This is a genomic window from Paenibacillus sp. TSM33 (assembly GCF_056099025.1).
Genome location: NZ_JBLZXB010000008.1, coordinates 81,935 through 98,034, shown reverse-complemented (window position 1 = coordinate 98,034; position 16,100 = coordinate 81,935). Strand labels below are relative to the sequence as shown.

At 42.0% G+C, this 16,100-nt stretch carries 13 protein-coding genes, 1 tRNA gene and 2 pseudogenes; 11 read left to right on the top strand and 5 right to left on the bottom strand.

Annotated elements, in window-relative coordinates; translation table 11 throughout:
- The first annotated feature begins 25 nt into the window (after positions 1-25).
- The 4 genes from ACN6NF_RS02670 to ACN6NF_RS02655 all read left to right on the top strand — a co-directional run bounded on the left by ACN6NF_RS02670 (position 26) and on the right by ACN6NF_RS02655 (position 4,471).
- Positions 26-1,123: a GerAB/ArcD/ProY family transporter gene (locus ACN6NF_RS02670; protein ID WP_474314873.1), complete on the top strand. Its 1,098-nt coding sequence runs from the start codon at positions 26-28 to the stop codon at positions 1,121-1,123.
- Between the two features lie 423 nt (positions 1,124-1,546).
- Entirely contained in the window at positions 1,547-1,972 is a 426-nt protein-coding gene (locus ACN6NF_RS02665) for a MaoC family dehydratase (protein ID WP_474314871.1), read from the top strand.
- Positions 1,973-2,250: 278 nt separating this feature from the next.
- A complete protein-coding gene (locus ACN6NF_RS02660; RefSeq protein WP_474314868.1) occupies positions 2,251-2,694 on the top strand; it encodes a GNAT family N-acetyltransferase in 444 nt (147 codons plus the stop codon).
- Positions 2,695-3,271: 577 nt separating this feature from the next.
- Positions 3,272-4,471, top strand: coding sequence for an MFS transporter (locus tag ACN6NF_RS02655; protein WP_474314866.1), 1,200 nt, complete (start codon positions 3,272-3,274; stop codon positions 4,469-4,471).
- Between the two features lie 84 nt (positions 4,472-4,555).
- Here the strand turns inward: ACN6NF_RS02655 and ACN6NF_RS02650 are convergent, their stop codons facing one another.
- Positions 4,556-4,999: an Lrp/AsnC family transcriptional regulator gene (locus tag ACN6NF_RS02650; RefSeq protein ID WP_474314865.1), complete on the bottom strand. Its 444-nt coding sequence runs from the start codon at positions 4,997-4,999 to the stop codon at positions 4,556-4,558.
- Positions 5,000-5,169: 170 nt separating this feature from the next.
- Here ACN6NF_RS02650 and ACN6NF_RS02645 point away from each other — a divergent pair, with 170 nt between their 5' ends.
- Together ACN6NF_RS02645 and ACN6NF_RS02640 are read left to right on the top strand one after the other, a co-directional pair.
- Positions 5,170-6,336 (top strand): serine hydrolase domain-containing protein, encoded by a 1,167-nt coding sequence (locus ACN6NF_RS02645; RefSeq protein ID WP_474314862.1) that lies wholly within the window; start codon positions 5,170-5,172, stop codon positions 6,334-6,336.
- Positions 6,337-6,493: 157 nt separating this feature from the next.
- Positions 6,494-7,010, top strand: a pseudogene (locus ACN6NF_RS02640) (DUF3231 family protein).
- A gap of 182 nt (positions 7,011-7,192) precedes the next feature.
- On the opposite strand, the pseudogene ACN6NF_RS02635 reads toward ACN6NF_RS02640, so the two are convergent.
- A pseudogene (locus tag ACN6NF_RS02635) lies at positions 7,193-8,083 on the bottom strand (hypothetical protein); the annotation flags it as partial.
- Positions 8,084-8,774: 691 nt separating this feature from the next.
- Between ACN6NF_RS02635 and ACN6NF_RS02630 the strand changes: the two are divergent.
- Complete coding sequence (locus tag ACN6NF_RS02630; RefSeq protein WP_474314860.1) at positions 8,775-9,767, top strand: YiiG family protein; 993 nt, start codon at positions 8,775-8,777, stop codon at positions 9,765-9,767.
- Between the two features lie 510 nt (positions 9,768-10,277).
- Here ACN6NF_RS02630 and ACN6NF_RS02625 read toward each other — a convergent pair.
- Positions 10,278-10,364, bottom strand: a tRNA-Thr gene (locus ACN6NF_RS02625).
- A gap of 270 nt (positions 10,365-10,634) precedes the next feature.
- Here ACN6NF_RS02625 and ACN6NF_RS02620 point away from each other — a divergent pair.
- The 3 genes from ACN6NF_RS02620 to ACN6NF_RS02610 all read left to right on the top strand — a co-directional run bounded on the left by ACN6NF_RS02620 (position 10,635) and on the right by ACN6NF_RS02610 (position 12,529).
- On the top strand, positions 10,635-11,099 hold the full coding sequence (locus tag ACN6NF_RS02620; protein ID WP_474314858.1) for an HAD-IA family hydrolase: 465 nt from the start codon (positions 10,635-10,637) through the stop codon (positions 11,097-11,099).
- A 175-nt stretch (positions 11,100-11,274) separates the two neighbouring features.
- Positions 11,275-12,021, top strand: a complete 747-nt coding sequence (locus ACN6NF_RS02615; protein WP_474314857.1) for an SDR family NAD(P)-dependent oxidoreductase — start codon at positions 11,275-11,277, stop codon at positions 12,019-12,021.
- Between the two features lie 160 nt (positions 12,022-12,181).
- A complete protein-coding gene (locus tag ACN6NF_RS02610; RefSeq protein WP_019685981.1) occupies positions 12,182-12,529 on the top strand; it encodes a winged helix-turn-helix transcriptional regulator in 348 nt (115 codons plus the stop codon).
- 433 nt (positions 12,530-12,962) lie between these two features.
- Here ACN6NF_RS02610 and ACN6NF_RS02605 read toward each other — a convergent pair whose 3' ends face one another.
- Together ACN6NF_RS02605 and ACN6NF_RS02600 are read right to left on the bottom strand one after the other, a co-directional pair.
- Positions 12,963-14,243 (bottom strand): Kelch repeat-containing protein, encoded by a 1,281-nt coding sequence (locus ACN6NF_RS02605; RefSeq protein ID WP_474314855.1) that lies wholly within the window; start codon positions 14,241-14,243, stop codon positions 12,963-12,965.
- Between the two features lie 173 nt (positions 14,244-14,416).
- Entirely contained in the window at positions 14,417-14,842 is a 426-nt protein-coding gene (locus ACN6NF_RS02600; RefSeq protein WP_474314853.1) for a NucA/NucB deoxyribonuclease domain-containing protein, read from the bottom strand.
- 194 nt (positions 14,843-15,036) lie between these two features.
- Here ACN6NF_RS02600 and ACN6NF_RS02595 point away from each other — a divergent pair, with 194 nt between their 5' ends.
- A complete protein-coding gene (locus tag ACN6NF_RS02595; RefSeq protein WP_474314852.1) occupies positions 15,037-15,963 on the top strand; it encodes a ran-binding protein 10 in 927 nt (308 codons plus the stop codon).
- Positions 15,964-16,100 lie beyond the last annotated feature (137 nt).

Sequence of the window (16,100 nt, the reverse complement as noted above, 5' to 3'; positions counted from 1 at the left end):
TTTTGTAGTAAAGGGGCATAAAAGTATGAGTAAAACCGTCACCAAGGTATCTGGGTTAGTTATCGCTTTTTCCTTGTTTCAGGTTGGCAGTACAACATTATTCCTATTGGGAGGTAAAGCCAAGCAGGATGCATGGCTAGCCATGTTGATCGGTGCACTTGCAGGCTTTGTACTGCTAATCATGTATTTATCCATACATAAACTTGAACCACATCGGGATTTGTACGAGCTCCTATGTCATTATTGGGGAAAATGGGTTGGTAGTCTGGGGGGGCTTCTGTTCATCAGTTACTTTGCTTACGAAGCTTCCAGGAGTGTCAGGGACATGGGGGAACTCGGCGCATTGACATTGCTGAACAGAACTCCTACTGAAGTCATTACGCTTATAGCGTTAATTGTCTGTGCCGATGTGGTTTGGTTTGGACCGAGAGTCTGGTTCCTCCTATGTAATATATTTCTCATTTTATTGGTATTTGGTTATGGCCTCATACTAGTGCTTACTCCTCTTACGGGACTCATTCACCTTGAATTTTTGTTCCCTGTATTGGAGAACGGTTTAACTCCCGTAGCGAAGGCTGCCATTCCCGAGATCATGTCTTTTCCCTTCGGGCAGACGATTCTTTTTCTTGTCCTGTTCAAGATCGTCACAGATAAGCGTAAATTAAAGCGATCGATCATCATTGTTTACTGGGTCACTGCTGTGTTCCTTATTGTAATGAATGAACTAACAGTCCTGGTTCTAGGTCCGGAATGGGCTGCAGCAAGCACCTATCCCTTATTTGAGGTTACTCAACTAATTCAGCTACCGAAGATCGTTGAGAGAGCTGATGTCCTGTTTTCGATGATTCTATTTATTGGAATCGGAGTCAAAACGGCAGGTTTTATGTTTGGTGCCGTCATTGGGCTTCAAACGATAACCCCCTTTAGATATAAGACTGCTTTACTGTTGCTAAGCATCATCATATACGCCCTTACGTTTCTCTCCCCTAGGTTAACCGAATTTTTGTGGTTCGGTCTTCATGTTGCCTTGGTTCAAGTCTGGCCTATTTTTCAGATTGCACTGCCTGTCCTCCTTTTCCTGACCATGTTAATTCGGAAGAAGAAGAGAAGGACTTATAGTTAGCAGCTACTGTAGTCACAAGCATGTTGAATTTCCTGCTTACGTTTAAGCTCCTCCAACGGTAACTTGAGGCTGGATACTATGGTAGTGGTTAAAGGCTTGATTAGGCACAGTTACAATAAACAACAAAAAAATAGCCGCGATAATCATAAAGCCTGTTCAGAAAACGGATTAATCTCCGCTTCAAATCGTTAGAGTATATCTCCTACATCTATGCTATATTGGTTTGCGGCAATTATTACACTGAGCAGATTTGATATCTTCTCGTTTTGTTAGTCGCTGATGTCGCTCAATATATTCTAGTGGTTTTTTCTAAATGGGCGTATTTTTAAAATTAGTACTAAGTACTATTATCAAGTGTTATAATCAAGCCATAATTTTTAATGGAGTCCACCCAACACATAATCTCAGCAAAGGAGTACATTTATGAAATTTAATGATTTTTTTGTCGGACAAACATTTAAAACCAAGTCCATAAAAATAACTAAAGAGAATATCACGAGATTTGCAGCTGAGTTCGACCCGCAATACATGCACTTGGACGAAGATAAAGCAATGCGGGGAAGATTTAATGGAATCATCGCCTCAGGAATCCAAACGCTAGCAGTTTCTTTTAAGCTTTGGGTTGAAACAGGAATTTATGGTGACGATGTCATTGCGGGAACTGCTTTTAACAATATCAGATTTATAAAACCCGTGTACCCGGGAGATGAATTACACACAATTGTGGAGGTGACTGAGCTTAGGGAAAAACGAAGTGAAACAGGAATAGTTACTGTTTTGCTGACGACTTTTAATGACAAAGAAGAGAAAGTCTTTGAAGGTGAATTGTCCGCTTTAGTTAATAAATAAAGTGAAAGGCTGTTCCAATCCTTTGTTGAGGAGACACTTGATAATGGGATTACTGCTAAACCATCCGGAGTAAATAAAAACGGTTTGGAAGAGCTGCAAATTTAAGAACTAAAGATTATAAAGTATAATGTTCGTAATTTAAGATATAAAGAAAAGAGCAGTGAGGTCCCGACCACATCCGCTTTGAAACGGTCACACCGTGGTTATAGTGATCTCGCTAAAATAATGTAATAATTAGTACTTAATAAATTTTCACAATTGATTGGAGGTTAAAGATCATGATTAGGGCTGCTAAAATGGAGGATGGGAAAGGTATATCCAAACTATTAATACAATTGGGTTATCCAGATACCGAATTTTTTATTAAAGATAATATGGAACGACTTCTTACTCATCCTGACGAAGAATTAATGGTCTATGAAGATGAAGGGTGTATCATCACCTGTATTTCGTTGCATTTTATTCCACAATTAGGGATAAGAAAAGACATCGCAGTGATTAGTTATCTTGTTGTTGATTCCACAATTAGAAGTAAAGGAATTGGAAAGAAATTAGAAGAATTTGCCACTGACTCTGCCAGAAAAAGGGGATGTGACAGAATTCAAGTTCATTGTCATTCTAGAAGAATAGATGCTCATCGATTTTATGAGCGTCAGGGTTATAAGGAGGCTCCTAAGTACTTTTCGAAAGGGTTAGACAACGATGGACCAGGCACTCACTAGAAAATAAATTTGTCAGAAGATATTAATGGCAAGAGAAGCACGCGGAAAAACTAAATCTTTTTAATTCGTCTATATTACGACAACAAAATATGTGGAAGATTCCTACTATAGTTCACATTCAAGAGTATTCCTTAATGTCGACAAAAGTAGCCAACGTATTTTGGGCTGCCCTCTTTAAGCTAACAGGCAGGATAGCTTGGTTGTTCGCGAAAAATAATAATGATTACTGATAGGCGCAATAAGGTAGCGCCTATTTTTAATTTAGGGTAAGAAAAATTACCGTATTTACATTCATTCAGCTTCACGCCCCCTTTAATTCTGGAGAGCCAGAGCGGCCTAGCGGCAGCTGGATCTCCACCGCCCGTCTCAAGCTCGTCGATTACGATTTATCACTAGGCGGCATCTGACGATGTGTGCCTTTAAAATCATGGAATTTCTATGAAAATAAAAGTATTTTCCTCTTAATTCACCCCACTATCCTTTAATCATCCATGTAAAAAAGTGTTTTATTTATATAAGCTTATACGAAAGCGAAAGCTTTTTATAAGCGCAAAAAAATAACAAAGGAGAATTTTTCGTGAACTCAAACACTGCTCTTATAAAAAAAGGCGGCGCAAATATGTCGTCTTCCAAACGTCTTCCGTGGGTCGGGCTACTGGCCTTAGCCATGGCGGGATTCATCTGCATTCTTACGGAAAGCCTGCCCGCTGGATTACTGCCGCAAATTGCACAGGATCTCGGGGTCACAGAAGCTCTTGCCGGACAATTAGTCACTCTCTATGCGGTTGGATCTCTTCTGGCTGCCATTCCTTTGACAACAGCTACCCGCGGGTGGAGACGCCGGCCGCTTCTGCTGCTGTGCATCATCGGCTTTCTTGTATTTAACACCATCACCGCGTTATCTTCCGTTTATGTGCTGACGCTTGTCGCGCGTTTCTTCGCAGGTATATCTGCAGGTGTTCTCTGGGGGATGACAGCCGGTTATGCGCGGCGCATGGTGCCTGATTCGCTGAAAGGAAGAGCGATGGCCGTAGCCATGGTTGGCACCCCGCTGGCATTGGCGCTGGGCGTTCCGCTTGGTACTTTTTTCGGTACATATACAGGGTGGCGTCTCATTTTCGGAGCTGTATCATTACTGACTGCAGCCCTTATTGGCTGGGTGCTTTGGAAGGTGCCGGATTATGCAGGTGAGCCTGCTGATGACCAGCTCCCTTTACACAAGGTTTTCCTGATTCCCGGTGTACGGTCGATTCTGTTCGTCGTTTTGGCATGGGTACTGGCTCATAATATTTTGTACACTTATATTGCACCGTATCTTGCGAAAACCGCGTTTGCTCAGCGAGTGGATTTGGTTCTTCTTATTTTCGGAATTACCTCGGTTGTCGGCATTTGGGTGATAGGCATGCTGATTGACCGTTTTCTAAGAGTGCTGGTTTTAATCAGCATCACGGGATTCGCTTTGGCTTCTGCAGCCTTGGGAATCGGAATGGATCAACCTGCAATCATCATTCTTAGTGTTACGGCGTGGGGGCTTACGTTTGGCGGGGCAGCCACTTTACTGCAAACAGCAATAGCTCAAGCTGGAGGAAAAAGCGCAGATATAGCCCAATCGATGCTGGTTACCACGTGGAATGTGGCAATCGGCGGAGGAGGCATAATCGGCGGGTTTATTCTCGAACTGTTCGGAGCCGAATTTCTTCCGGTCTCATTAATCATCCTGCTGCTTCCCTCCTTGCTTGCAGCTTGGCTAGCTAAAAAGCATGGCTTTCCATCCTAAAGGAATCTATGAAAATGTGTAACATAAGCAAAAAATGAATCCGCTGCAAGGCGGATTCATTTTTTTGGATTATAGAATTACAGCTTATGCGAGCAAATTCGTTTCTCCAATGAGATTTTTATAAGCGATCGGTGAAGACATTACGATCATAGTCGTATAGGTTCCGTATTGATCGCATCGGTTTTCAAACGCCTCCAGCTCCTGGGTTGTTTCCGTGAGGACCTTCAATAAATAATTATGCTCCCCGCTTATCCGATAACATTCCGTGACCTCCGGTGATGAACGACAAAAATCAAGGAAAGGATAGCAATGCCGGGTCCGAATAAGCATATAAGCTGTGCATTGCTTACCCACTTTTTGCGAAGAAATGACGGTTCGGTATTCCTCGATAACACCCTTTTCTTCCATGCGTTTCACACGTTCAGTTACGGCTGGCTGAGACAGTCCCACCAGCTTTCCTAAATCTGTCATTGATAATCTCGCCTGGTTCTGCAAATGGAGCAAGATGCTTTTATCGATTTCGTCCAAAGAAATCGCCCCCTTTAATTTGAAAGTTCTTTTCAAAAAATACCTTTAGAATCATTGAAAATTTCTTTATTTAACTTGTTTCTTTTATATAATTCGCCAGAAATTATTTATATAATAAACACACTTGCTATAAAAAATCAAGTAAATTACAGCAGGAGAGGATGAGAAGCATGAGAAATATAGATCTGGAATTGGTGCATAAAAGCGTCAATGAGGTAATTGACCATACACTTGAGGAAAAAAGGATCGTGGGTACCGTCGTCCAAATTGCATTAGGCGGAAACCTCATTTACAGCAGGCCCGCTGGTTGGGCCGACCGCGAGCAGAAACGGCCGATGCAGGAAAACGCTTTGTTCAGATATGCTTCAGTAACCAAGCCGGTCGTGTCAACGGCAGCCTTAGTATTAATTTCGCAAGGGAGATTGCAGTTAAACGATCTGGTGGAAAAATGGTTGCCCGTCTTTCGTCCCAAACTGCCAAACGGGCAGTATGCCTCCATGACCGTTCATCATCTGATGACGCATACCGCCGGCTTAACCTACCGTTTCTTCCAAGAAGAAAAGGGAACTTATGAGCTTGCCGGGGTATCGGACGGTATGGATCTGGCGGGAATTACACTTGAAGAGAATCTGCAAAGACTCGCTTCAGTCCCGCTATTATATGAGCCGGGGAAAATGTGGAGATATTCCATAGCAACAGACGTTCTCGGGGCGGTCATCGAAAAGGTTACTGGAATGCCGCTAAGTGAAGCTGTACGGGTGCTTGTAACTCATCCGCTTTCCATGAAGGACACGGATTTCAAGGCCGTGGACACGGACAGATTGACCGCGGCTTACGCAGACAGCGCTGGAGAGCCCCGGCGGTTGCGCGATTTTGATACCGTTCCTTTCGTGGAGGGGACGGCAGGATTCCTCCTTTCACCCAACAGGTTTACCGATAAGACAGCTTATCCTTCCGGGGGAGCCGGCATGATTGGCAGCGCAGGAGACTTTCTTAAACTGCTGGAAGCTTTGCGGCAAGGAGGAAATCCGATTCTGCCTGAGGCCCTTGTCACGGAAATGACAACCAATCAAATTGGTAACCTTGTGATGCCCTATTGGCCAGGGAGAGGCTTTGGACTTGGTTTCACGCTGCTTAATGACCCAGCGGATGCCAATACACCGGAATCGCCGGGAACGTGGCGGATGGGCGGAACCTATGGCCACTCCTGGTTTGTTGATCCAAGAGAGGAGCTTAGTGTTGTAGCATTTACCAATACGGCGCTTGAAGGAATGTCAGGCAGATTTACAACGGAGCTATGCGAGTCTGTCTACAAGGGTATTCGAGGAGTTAAGTAGGGAGTAAGGACGTTATCTTGAACAAATAGTCGGAGTTTGCAGACCCTAGATGGATATCAGATTACACAGTTCAATGAAACAGCGACAGTCTAGGGCTTTATTTCCCCCCTAGCCTACCGTTGTTCCTTTTAGGGTGGTTATCGGAGTGTTTTTAATAATGGGTATCCTAAGCGGGAATCCAAAAGACGAGCCTCTGCACTACGGAGAAATAAATAGCGTGTGGCAGTTTTCAACTTTGGCAAAGGCAGCGTTTCGTTTTACCAAGCATATTTAAACCACGCAGGAGATAAAGAACTCAAAAAAATATTGGATGATCTCATCGATCAAGCTAAACTGGAAATCCAAGAATGCGACGCAATGCTTACTGATAACGGTATTGCCCCAGCCCCTATTTTGCCTGAAAGACCTCCTGTGAATTTGAGGATATCCCGGCTGGTGCAAGGTTTACTGATCCCCAAATTGCAGCTAAAATCGAGCTAGATACCTCTGTCGGATTGACAGCTTGCAGCCAAGCTATGGGTCAATCCATTAGAGAAGACATTGGAGCTTTATTCGCGAAATATCATCTAACAAAGACTGCTTTGGGAGTTCGTATTCTAAAAATGAACAAAGAAAAAGGGTGGCTGTTACCTCCCCCACTTCAATTGAAAAGACCTGAACCAGTTAAAGCCTAAATTTACTTTACGAGTGTTCAACACACTATGCCTTAGATGGTTCAACAAAAATCCCCGCCAACCATTGAAGGTTAGCGGGGATTTGTTTTACTTGGGTCTAAGCCCCTCCAATGGTAACTTGAAGCTAGATACTATGGTGGTTAGAGGCTTGATCCGGCATAGTTACAATAAACGACAGAAAGCTAGCAGCGATAATCAGCAGTACCGTTTTTTTCAACATTAGTCATCCACACCTTTTCAATAAGATTTAGAAAACCAGCTTTGGTTTCAGGAACTGCATGATCCAGAAAATGCGAAAATAGCCCCATACCATTAATGAAATAAGTCTCATTATTTCGTGTATGATAACTTACTAATGAATTTCTCATTCTCGTTAGTGGCGTTTGTTGCTGCAATATATTCAACATAATCTTGAAGCACACTTATCTCCTGACAACAGTTTATATACGTAAGTATTACCTTCTGCCCAACTTTTGAACAAGCTAACCAGTGTTGAGTATCGTCGTCAGTCTCTTAAACCCAATCTAGATTAGCGTAGGTGTATGTATATTCTAGAGCTTGTTGATAGTTGCCTTGAGCTTCACAGACACTCGCACACAATAAATAGGCATGGGAAATATATACAAACAAGGGACGACTAAGCTGCTTATTAGTCTCGTCACACTTTCGATTCTTCTGTTGATGTTTCAACGAATATTGTGCTTTCGCTTTTTGCTTCATTTTTTTTGCTGTTTCATCAACCTTATCCCATTTACGCAAAAAACGATACACGTTAGCCAGATCCTTCAGTGCGCCAAGTTGGTCTAATTCATCTAAGCGCTCAATAAAGACTTCAAATATTGTAGCTGCACTGAGATTCCGGCTTTGATCGTCTCCAACTTGAATCGTGAATATGCGATATTGACAGATGGCTAAGCGCTCAGAATGTTGGTACTTCTCCGCCTCAGCTACATCCTTATAGAGCAGCAACGCAGCAGTATGTCGTCCCTGTGCTAATAGCGCTTCTGCCATATCAAATAGTTTAGGCGAATAGAGTAGGTTGTCCATGATGGTTTCACCACTCGACGGATTGCAAGCTTGGAAGCCGCGCTGTACTTGAGTTTTATAGAATGCTGGTGAAGGGAATTGAAACCCCGTCCTACGCATTGATGCCTAATGCTCTCTAAAGTACTTCTCCGTCTCCTGCGAGCAGGATGACCTTTTGATTGCGATCCCAGCCCTCCAGATGGATATCCCGTAGTGTAGAATTATCCGCCTCCCCGTCTTTATCTCCAGATCCTTCATAGCTGGCATATTACAGCAGCCTGCTGAAAAGTTGTAGACTAGTCTGAACGGCGACGTTAAACTAACGGGCAGGATAATTCCAATATATAGTAAAATCATACTGAAATGAGTTCGTCTAGGTAAACAAAGGTATCATCTTTTATGTGAAGGAGAGGAGTACGATCATGGTTAGTAAAGAAATAAGGGAAATCATATTCAGGAATATTTTCAATGGGGAAACCACCACTGAGACCAGAGGAATACAAGCATTTAGGAAGTTGGCAGAGCAATCGTCACAACAAAGAAATTTATAAAACTATGCTACTCAAGTCTCAAGACCTATTCACCAAATAAATTTAAAATTGAATAGATTGTTTCACAATCAACATTAGTATGCGGCGAATGGGAATTTAATCGGCCATGAAGAGGTCAGTTGTTCTCTATTCAGACATGTTACAAAAGAAAAGCACGTTAAATTACTCAGTCGGAGGAATCACTATTTTGAGAAAGCTATCATTCTTTATTTCCATTATCATGTTGGGTGCAATGTTGTCCGCTTGTTCTGCCATTACATCCACCGTGGATCAAGCGACTGCAGGCGTTACGTCCGGTGAGAGCAAAGAAATCGAAAAATACAATGCGTATGTGAGGCTGAATAACTTGATGACAGGCAGAATCAATGAGGTTCTGGTTCATTATTTCGAGAAGTTCGGAGTTGATACACAGCCTGTAATCGAGAAGAACTTCAGCTTCATCATGCTCGGCGTTGCTGAAACTGAGCGGGAAGTTATTGATAAAGCGAACGGCTATACCGCAAGCCAACCTGCTTTTGCGAACGCAGACCCCGTAGTGATCAAACTGACACCGGTCATCAATGATCTGTTATCCGTCCTGGACGAGATGAAAACCTACTATGATACAAAAGGCTACGTGGATGATAATTTCGCAAAAGGAAAACAGCTGCATACCAAGCTGGTAAATGCCAATCTCGCTTACGAGACTGTCTCCAAACAATACTTCACGGCTATGCAAAAATTGGGTAACGAGCAGCGTCTGGCTGAACTGCAAAAACTCAAGGATTCAGACCAGCAGATCAGGTATAATGCCTTGAAGTTCATGATAGATGCCGAGGCTACGGCCATTGAAATGGATGAGCAGGGTATCACCGCCGACAATGTGCTGCAGCTTGATATGACGAAGTTTAAAGCCAAATACGACATTATGACCGCAGATCTGAGTGCGCTCATGACAATCTCAAAAGACAAGAATCGAGTTCAAAAAGAAGGGATTAACAGCTTCAGTATCAGGAACTATGTTGATTCAGCCACTGAGGCAAAAGCGGCTGCTTCGAAAATTATTGAACGCATCAACAAGAAGGAACCTGTATCTGATTCTGACCTGAACGGCCAGTTCCTGAACACTACGGATGGCACACCTGAGAATTTCAATTATAAGCTAAGCAAGGCAGTCGAACGATATAATGAAATAAATTAAGCGTGTCTAACGATAAGGGCTGCGAAAACAAATACGGAATTCCGGTTACGAACAAGCTCTGCCAACCATAAGGTTAGCAGAGCTTTTGCTTTAAAATCCTCCAATAGTAACTTGAGGGTGAACGCTATGATGGTGGTTAAAAGCTTGATCCGGCACAGTAACAATAAGATTTAAAAATGCTGCTTTAATTTCTGGAACCGCATAATCCTGAAGGTGTAAAAATAACCGGCATTACTTCTCGAAGCTGGTATTCATCCGAAGATCGTTCAAGAGCAACTTGGACATTCGTCTATCAATGTAACTCTGGATACCTATTCACATGTTCTTCCGAATCTCCAAGAAGCGGTGTTAAAAAACATTGGCGATTCAATTACAGGTGAGAGTATTAACACTAAAAAAACACTTTACTAGACTAAGGTTAGAAGATTGTTAAAAAAATGCTCACTCCAACAAAAAAAAACGCGCCCTCCAAAAAGCTTGGAAGCCGCGCTGTGCTTGAGTTGATAGCTATGCTGGTGAAGGGAATTGAACCCCCGACCTACGCATTACGAGTGCGTTGAAATAAAGTTTTGATGGGTTTTACAAAGCTCCTATAGCCTGTCCAACAATAAATAGGGTTCCGTCAGGTATTACAGATATCCGTATTTCGGTAGAAGATTTGGTAGAAGAAAATAATTGAGGCAACAAGTACAAGGCAGATGCCTTAATGGTCTCAAGTCCCTCCGTCTCATCTCCAGATCCTTCATAGCAGCATCCTACGGTCGCCTGCTGAAAACTGTAGACTGAACCGCGACGTTAAGCTAACGGGCAGGATAGTTCAAATACGTGGTATCATGTGGTGAGTAATTAATGGAGCCCTCTTTTACAATGTTGAGAATGGGGGAAATCGTGGTCGGCTTGGAATGGGAAGGTTTGTATAGAGAATTGTTGGGAGATGGAAACCAATTGCTTATGGAAGGCGCAATGGATGTCTGTCATCACTTATCAAAGACCCATCGAATGTTCGTAATCACGAATGGTATCACTCACACGCAAATCAAACGCTTGAAGCAGTCTGGGCTATATAAGTTTTTCGAGGATATCTTTGATTCGCAAAGCATTGGTTATCAAAAACCGAAGGAAGAATTTTTCAATTACGTCATAAGTCATATTTCAGAATTTAATAGAAAGGATGCGCTTGTCATTGGAGATTCATTAAATACGGATATCAAAGGTGGTCTTCAGTCGGGCATTGACACCTGTTGGGTCAACAGAACCGGACAAATAAGTCCGGCAGAAATTAAAAGCACATATACAATCTCAAACTTAATGGAGCTCACTTCCATCTGTTAGGCTGTAAAAACAAACGCTTGTGCCGCCTCAATTATCACTTTTTGGTGACTATATCACAAAAAAGTGGGTACTGTTTTTCTTGTAACTTTTCCCCCATACTATCGTTCATAGGAGGTTCATGAAGCAGACAGAGCATTCTATACCATATAAATCATTATAAAAGGAGTGTAATAGAATGGGGAAATTTGACGGGAAGGTAGCAGTTGTAACCGGAGGTACAAGCGGCATCGGTCTCGCGTCGGCACAACAGTTCGTAAAAGAAGGGGCTTACGTTTTTATCACGGGACGCAGACAACGTGAACTGGATGAAGCAGTAAAGCAGATCGGAAAGAATGTTACAGGTGTCCGAGGTGACATATCTAAATCGGAAGATCTAGATATATTATTCGAAACAGTTAAGCGAGAAAAGGGACACTTGGACATTCTCTTTGCAAATGCCGGACTAGGGTCATTTCTTCCATTAGGAGAAATTACAGAAGCACACTACTACAAGACTTTCGATGTCAACGTGAAAGGAACCATCTTTACAGTACAAAAGGCATTAGCTTTGTTTCCAAATAAAAGAGGTTCGATTATTCTAACGGGATCCACTGCTGGCTCGACGGGGATGCCAGCGTTTAGTATCTATGGTGCATCCAAGGCAGCGATCAGACAGCTCGTCCGCAGCTGGATTCTTGATATGAGAGGGACCGAAATTCGTATAAACATCCTTAGTCCGGGAACAATCGTAACGCCGGCGTACGATGAGTTATTTGGCTCTGAACTAGATCATTTCCTGGAAGAGGCAAAAAATGATATTCCGCTCGGCAGAGTGGGGCAGGTTGAAGAGATCTCCAATGCTGTCATGTTCCTAGCCTCTAATGAAAGCAGCTATATGAACGGCGTTGAATTATTCGTAGATGGCGGAGTAGCTCAAGTTTAACCAGGACATAATAATTTTCAAACGACAAAGATTTTTAAATCAACTTAAATGCGATTGTATTATCCCCTCCATGTAACGTTCAATTTTTCCTTCAGTGATCCTTGAAGGATCAAGCGATACATGAAGGGGATATTCTTAGATCGGGAGATGGTGCATTGATATGAAAACATTTTTCTGTGAACTGGAAGTTACACTAGAGGTTATCGGAGGAAAGTGGAAGGGGCTTGTTCTGTACTATTTAATAAAAGGACCCAAACGGACGGGAGAGCTTAAGCGACTCGTTCATAATATATCGCAAAAGATGCTGATTCAAACTCTTCGGGAACTGGAAACAGACGGATTAATTCGCAGAAAGATGTACAATCAGGTACCGCCTAAGGTGGAATATTCAACGACGGAACTGGGTCAATCACTTGAACCCATTTTGAGATCGCTTTGTGATTGGGGGGGGAATTACGCAGAGCAATCCTTCGCTCCGGGCGAGATTGAGATTTTGTATCTGGATTAACTGTCGGGGGACAAGAGCATAGTCCCATTTGAGGTCGCTATTTTAGCGGCTTTTTTGTTTTATCGTTTTACGTTGATGTTTTCGAGTGATGAGCAATATTCTAGTACAGGTTACTTCGTAATTAACAAGGTGCACTACAAAACTAAGGACACAAAACTTGTCTCAGAGATTAATAAGTACGTCTTGGATTATGGCAAAAGCATCATGCCCCAGCTGTTGCCAGGAGTCTGAGCAAACAGGTAAGCGGTTGAGGCTAATGACAATGAACCCATTACGCTAACGGGAAACGTTAGTTCAATGAAACAGATGAAGCAGCGACAGTCTAGGGCATATTTTCTCGTCCTAGCCTACCGTTGTTTCTTTTATTGTAGTTATCAAAACTCTCAACTAAAAAGCTCTGCCGACCCATTAAGGTTAGCAGAGCTTTTTATATTTATTTAGAGTATTCACTTACTTCAAACGTGAGGATACGATCATAAAGCATGTAGTCCTTACGGCTGCTGAATGGACCTTTATTGTTATCGTGTTTATTGATTGCATATGAAGCCGATCCAGAACCAGCCTGTTTGCCTTCGTACCAGGAGATAAAGTCATTGACCTCTTTCATGCTTAGGTCAAATTCCTTTTCCAAACCAGTTGTCATAGTGACTACAAGGATTGCACGGTCCCCAGTTGGTTGAGATGGATCGGTTGGTTCGGGAGCTGGTGTGGAACTATCAATCTTTCCGAATACTTCTATAGTATTAACCGGAGAATTAGATAATGTGCTCTGACTTCCTCCGATAACGTAAATCTGTCCACCTAATGTTATAGCCCCTGCCCCGCTTCTGGCTTGCTTTAAACTAGCCTCAGGAGACCATTTATTCTGTTCAAAATCAAAGGATTCTACTGTATTAAGTTCATAACTACGTCCACCTGCTTCAGTTTTTCCAGCAACAGCAAATACTTTATTGGAATAAATGACAGCTTGGGCCCCTCCACGTGCTGTCAGAAGATTGGGCTTAGTTGACCAGTTATCGTTATCGGCATCATATTCAAGAAATGTGTTTAGTGAAACATTCGAACTATTATCAATATGTCTACCTGCTACAAGATAGATTTTGTCCTTATGTACAACTGCAGAGGACCCATGAATTGTATTCGGCATGGGTTTCTTTGTTGACCAGCTGTCGGAAGCTGGATCGTATACTTGGACAGTAGCAACTGAAAGTGTATTTGTTGTCATCCCACCAAACACATAAATCTTTCCCTTATATAAGACGCTTGTCAACGAACCTAAAGCCTGTGGCATAGCTTTTTTAACGCTCCATGTATCTGTCTGGGTATTGTAAACTTCAACATTATTTACTGAGGAGCCTCCTGTCCAGCTAAAAGCATTACCTGTATAGCCACCGATAACATAAATATCATTTCCATAAACAACGGAAGTTGCCGCAGCACGAGCCGTAGGCATGTTACTTCCTGAGGCCCATATATTATTTTTCGGATCATAAATTTGTACATCCTTATAAGGGTTTGATCCTGAAGAACCTCCGAACATATATATCTTACCATTCAATTCAGAAACAGCACTTACCGCCTTAGGATTTTCTATAGTCGTTTTAATCGACCATTCATCGCTTACAGCCTCTGCTTTTACCTCAATAGCTGGCATATTCATGAACACTATCACTACAATTAAAATACTCCATAATGCTTTAATTTTACTTATCACTCGATCTCCTCCTAGCAGTATATTGAACTATTACGAAGATAAATCATTCTTAAAAGTCTGTCTAAACATAAACTTGCTGATCTATAAATATAATCTAAATATTTGCATTTTTATTTTTTATTGGACATTAAAAAGGACTCATACCAGCTTCTACACTAGTTGAGTCCTTGTCTTTATTTCACTATGAATCTTACCTTTGTACCATCAGCATACTTATCTAACTGATGACTTACCCATGATCCTGCTCCCCGGTTATCACTAGGGGTTATGTATCTGATATCAGCACCTGCCCCGCCTTCAGCGCACATTGCCATTGGCCATTCGTCACGATCATACCCTTTTTTAGTCGGATACCCCTTCAAGGACTCCCTTCGATTTTCTTCGGCTCCGTCCCGATCAATCGTACATACAGCAGAATGTCCGGCTGCTATTGCATCTCTAATATGCGCCCCGGTTTCAGGATACCGTGAACTTGGAATCTCCAACGTATACCCGGTTGCTTGTTGGTTGATTGCTGCCGGTTCAGCATAGACACCTTGAACGGAAAAAATAGCAGCTAATAAAAACACAATTAATCCTTTTGCGATCCTTTTTATCATATGACACCTCCATAGTAATTAGCCTTCTTTATACTAATTGGAGAGTCATGTCGAAGTATCGCATAGCTTGTCGCATAATAAAAATTAAAATCCACCATTAAACTTTATTTTGAATATATAGACATAAATGTTTAGATATTCCTATTTTGTTTTTATATTATTGCAGAGCAAATAAAACAAAAAGGGGAATATCCATGAAAAGACTATTACCAATTCTACTTTCTCTATTTTTACTTCCTTGGTTCGCACAAGTAACGCATGCCGCGACCCCAGAAGCGACCAATCTAATACCTAAAATGACGTCAAACACTAGCCCTTCAGGTAAAGTGACTTATAGTGCTGCTTTCGGAGGTCTAGAAGGCTTAAGAGCCTTTGATGGGATTCCTAGTTATAGTGTGAATGGAAACTATACTTCATGGGGGACATCCTCTACATCAGGTTGGTTATCTTATGAATTTGATAGTCCAAAAGTTGTAAATAAATATGTACTTTATTACGGTGGTTACCAAACTAACAACCATGGCGTTGGTGCAGAATTACCAGGTACTTGGACTTTTGAAGGCTCAATTAACGGAAATGACTGGACAGTACTTGATTCCAAAGCAGACTATAGTTATCTCAAAGATTATAAGCCCGGAAAAAACGAGTTTGTTATTTCAAACGATCAACCGTTTAAGATATATAGAATAAATGTGTCAAAAAACAATGGAGGCTCAGGGGGACAGGTTAATTTATCAATTCATGAAATGGAAATGTGGGGGTACGATCCTGCAACACAAACTCCTGATCCTGTGGAGCCAACACCAACACCGAATCCTACACCAAGTCCTAATCCTGATCCGTCTAATCCTACAGATCCAACCGAACCAACACAACCAAGTGGTGACCGCGCAATTTTGGTTGTGACACTGGATACAGGGCTGGAGAAGGAATTCGACCTGAGCATGAAAGAAGTAAACTCTTTCATTTCTTGGTACGAAGGTAAACAATCTGGATCAGGTACAGCATCTTATGCTATTGATAAGCACAATAATAACAAAGGTCCATTTAGTACCCGTAAAGACTACGTAATCTTCAACAAAATCCTTACGTTTGATGTTAGCGAGTATTCAACTAAATAAACAACAAAGGACTCCATACTGGTTACATACCAGCGGAGTCCTTTTTCACATCTACTCTAAATTCAAACTGAACCAGGAAAAAAGTTCACCAACCAATTAAGGGGATTAATTCGTTTGTTGGCTTGAACAACACATAA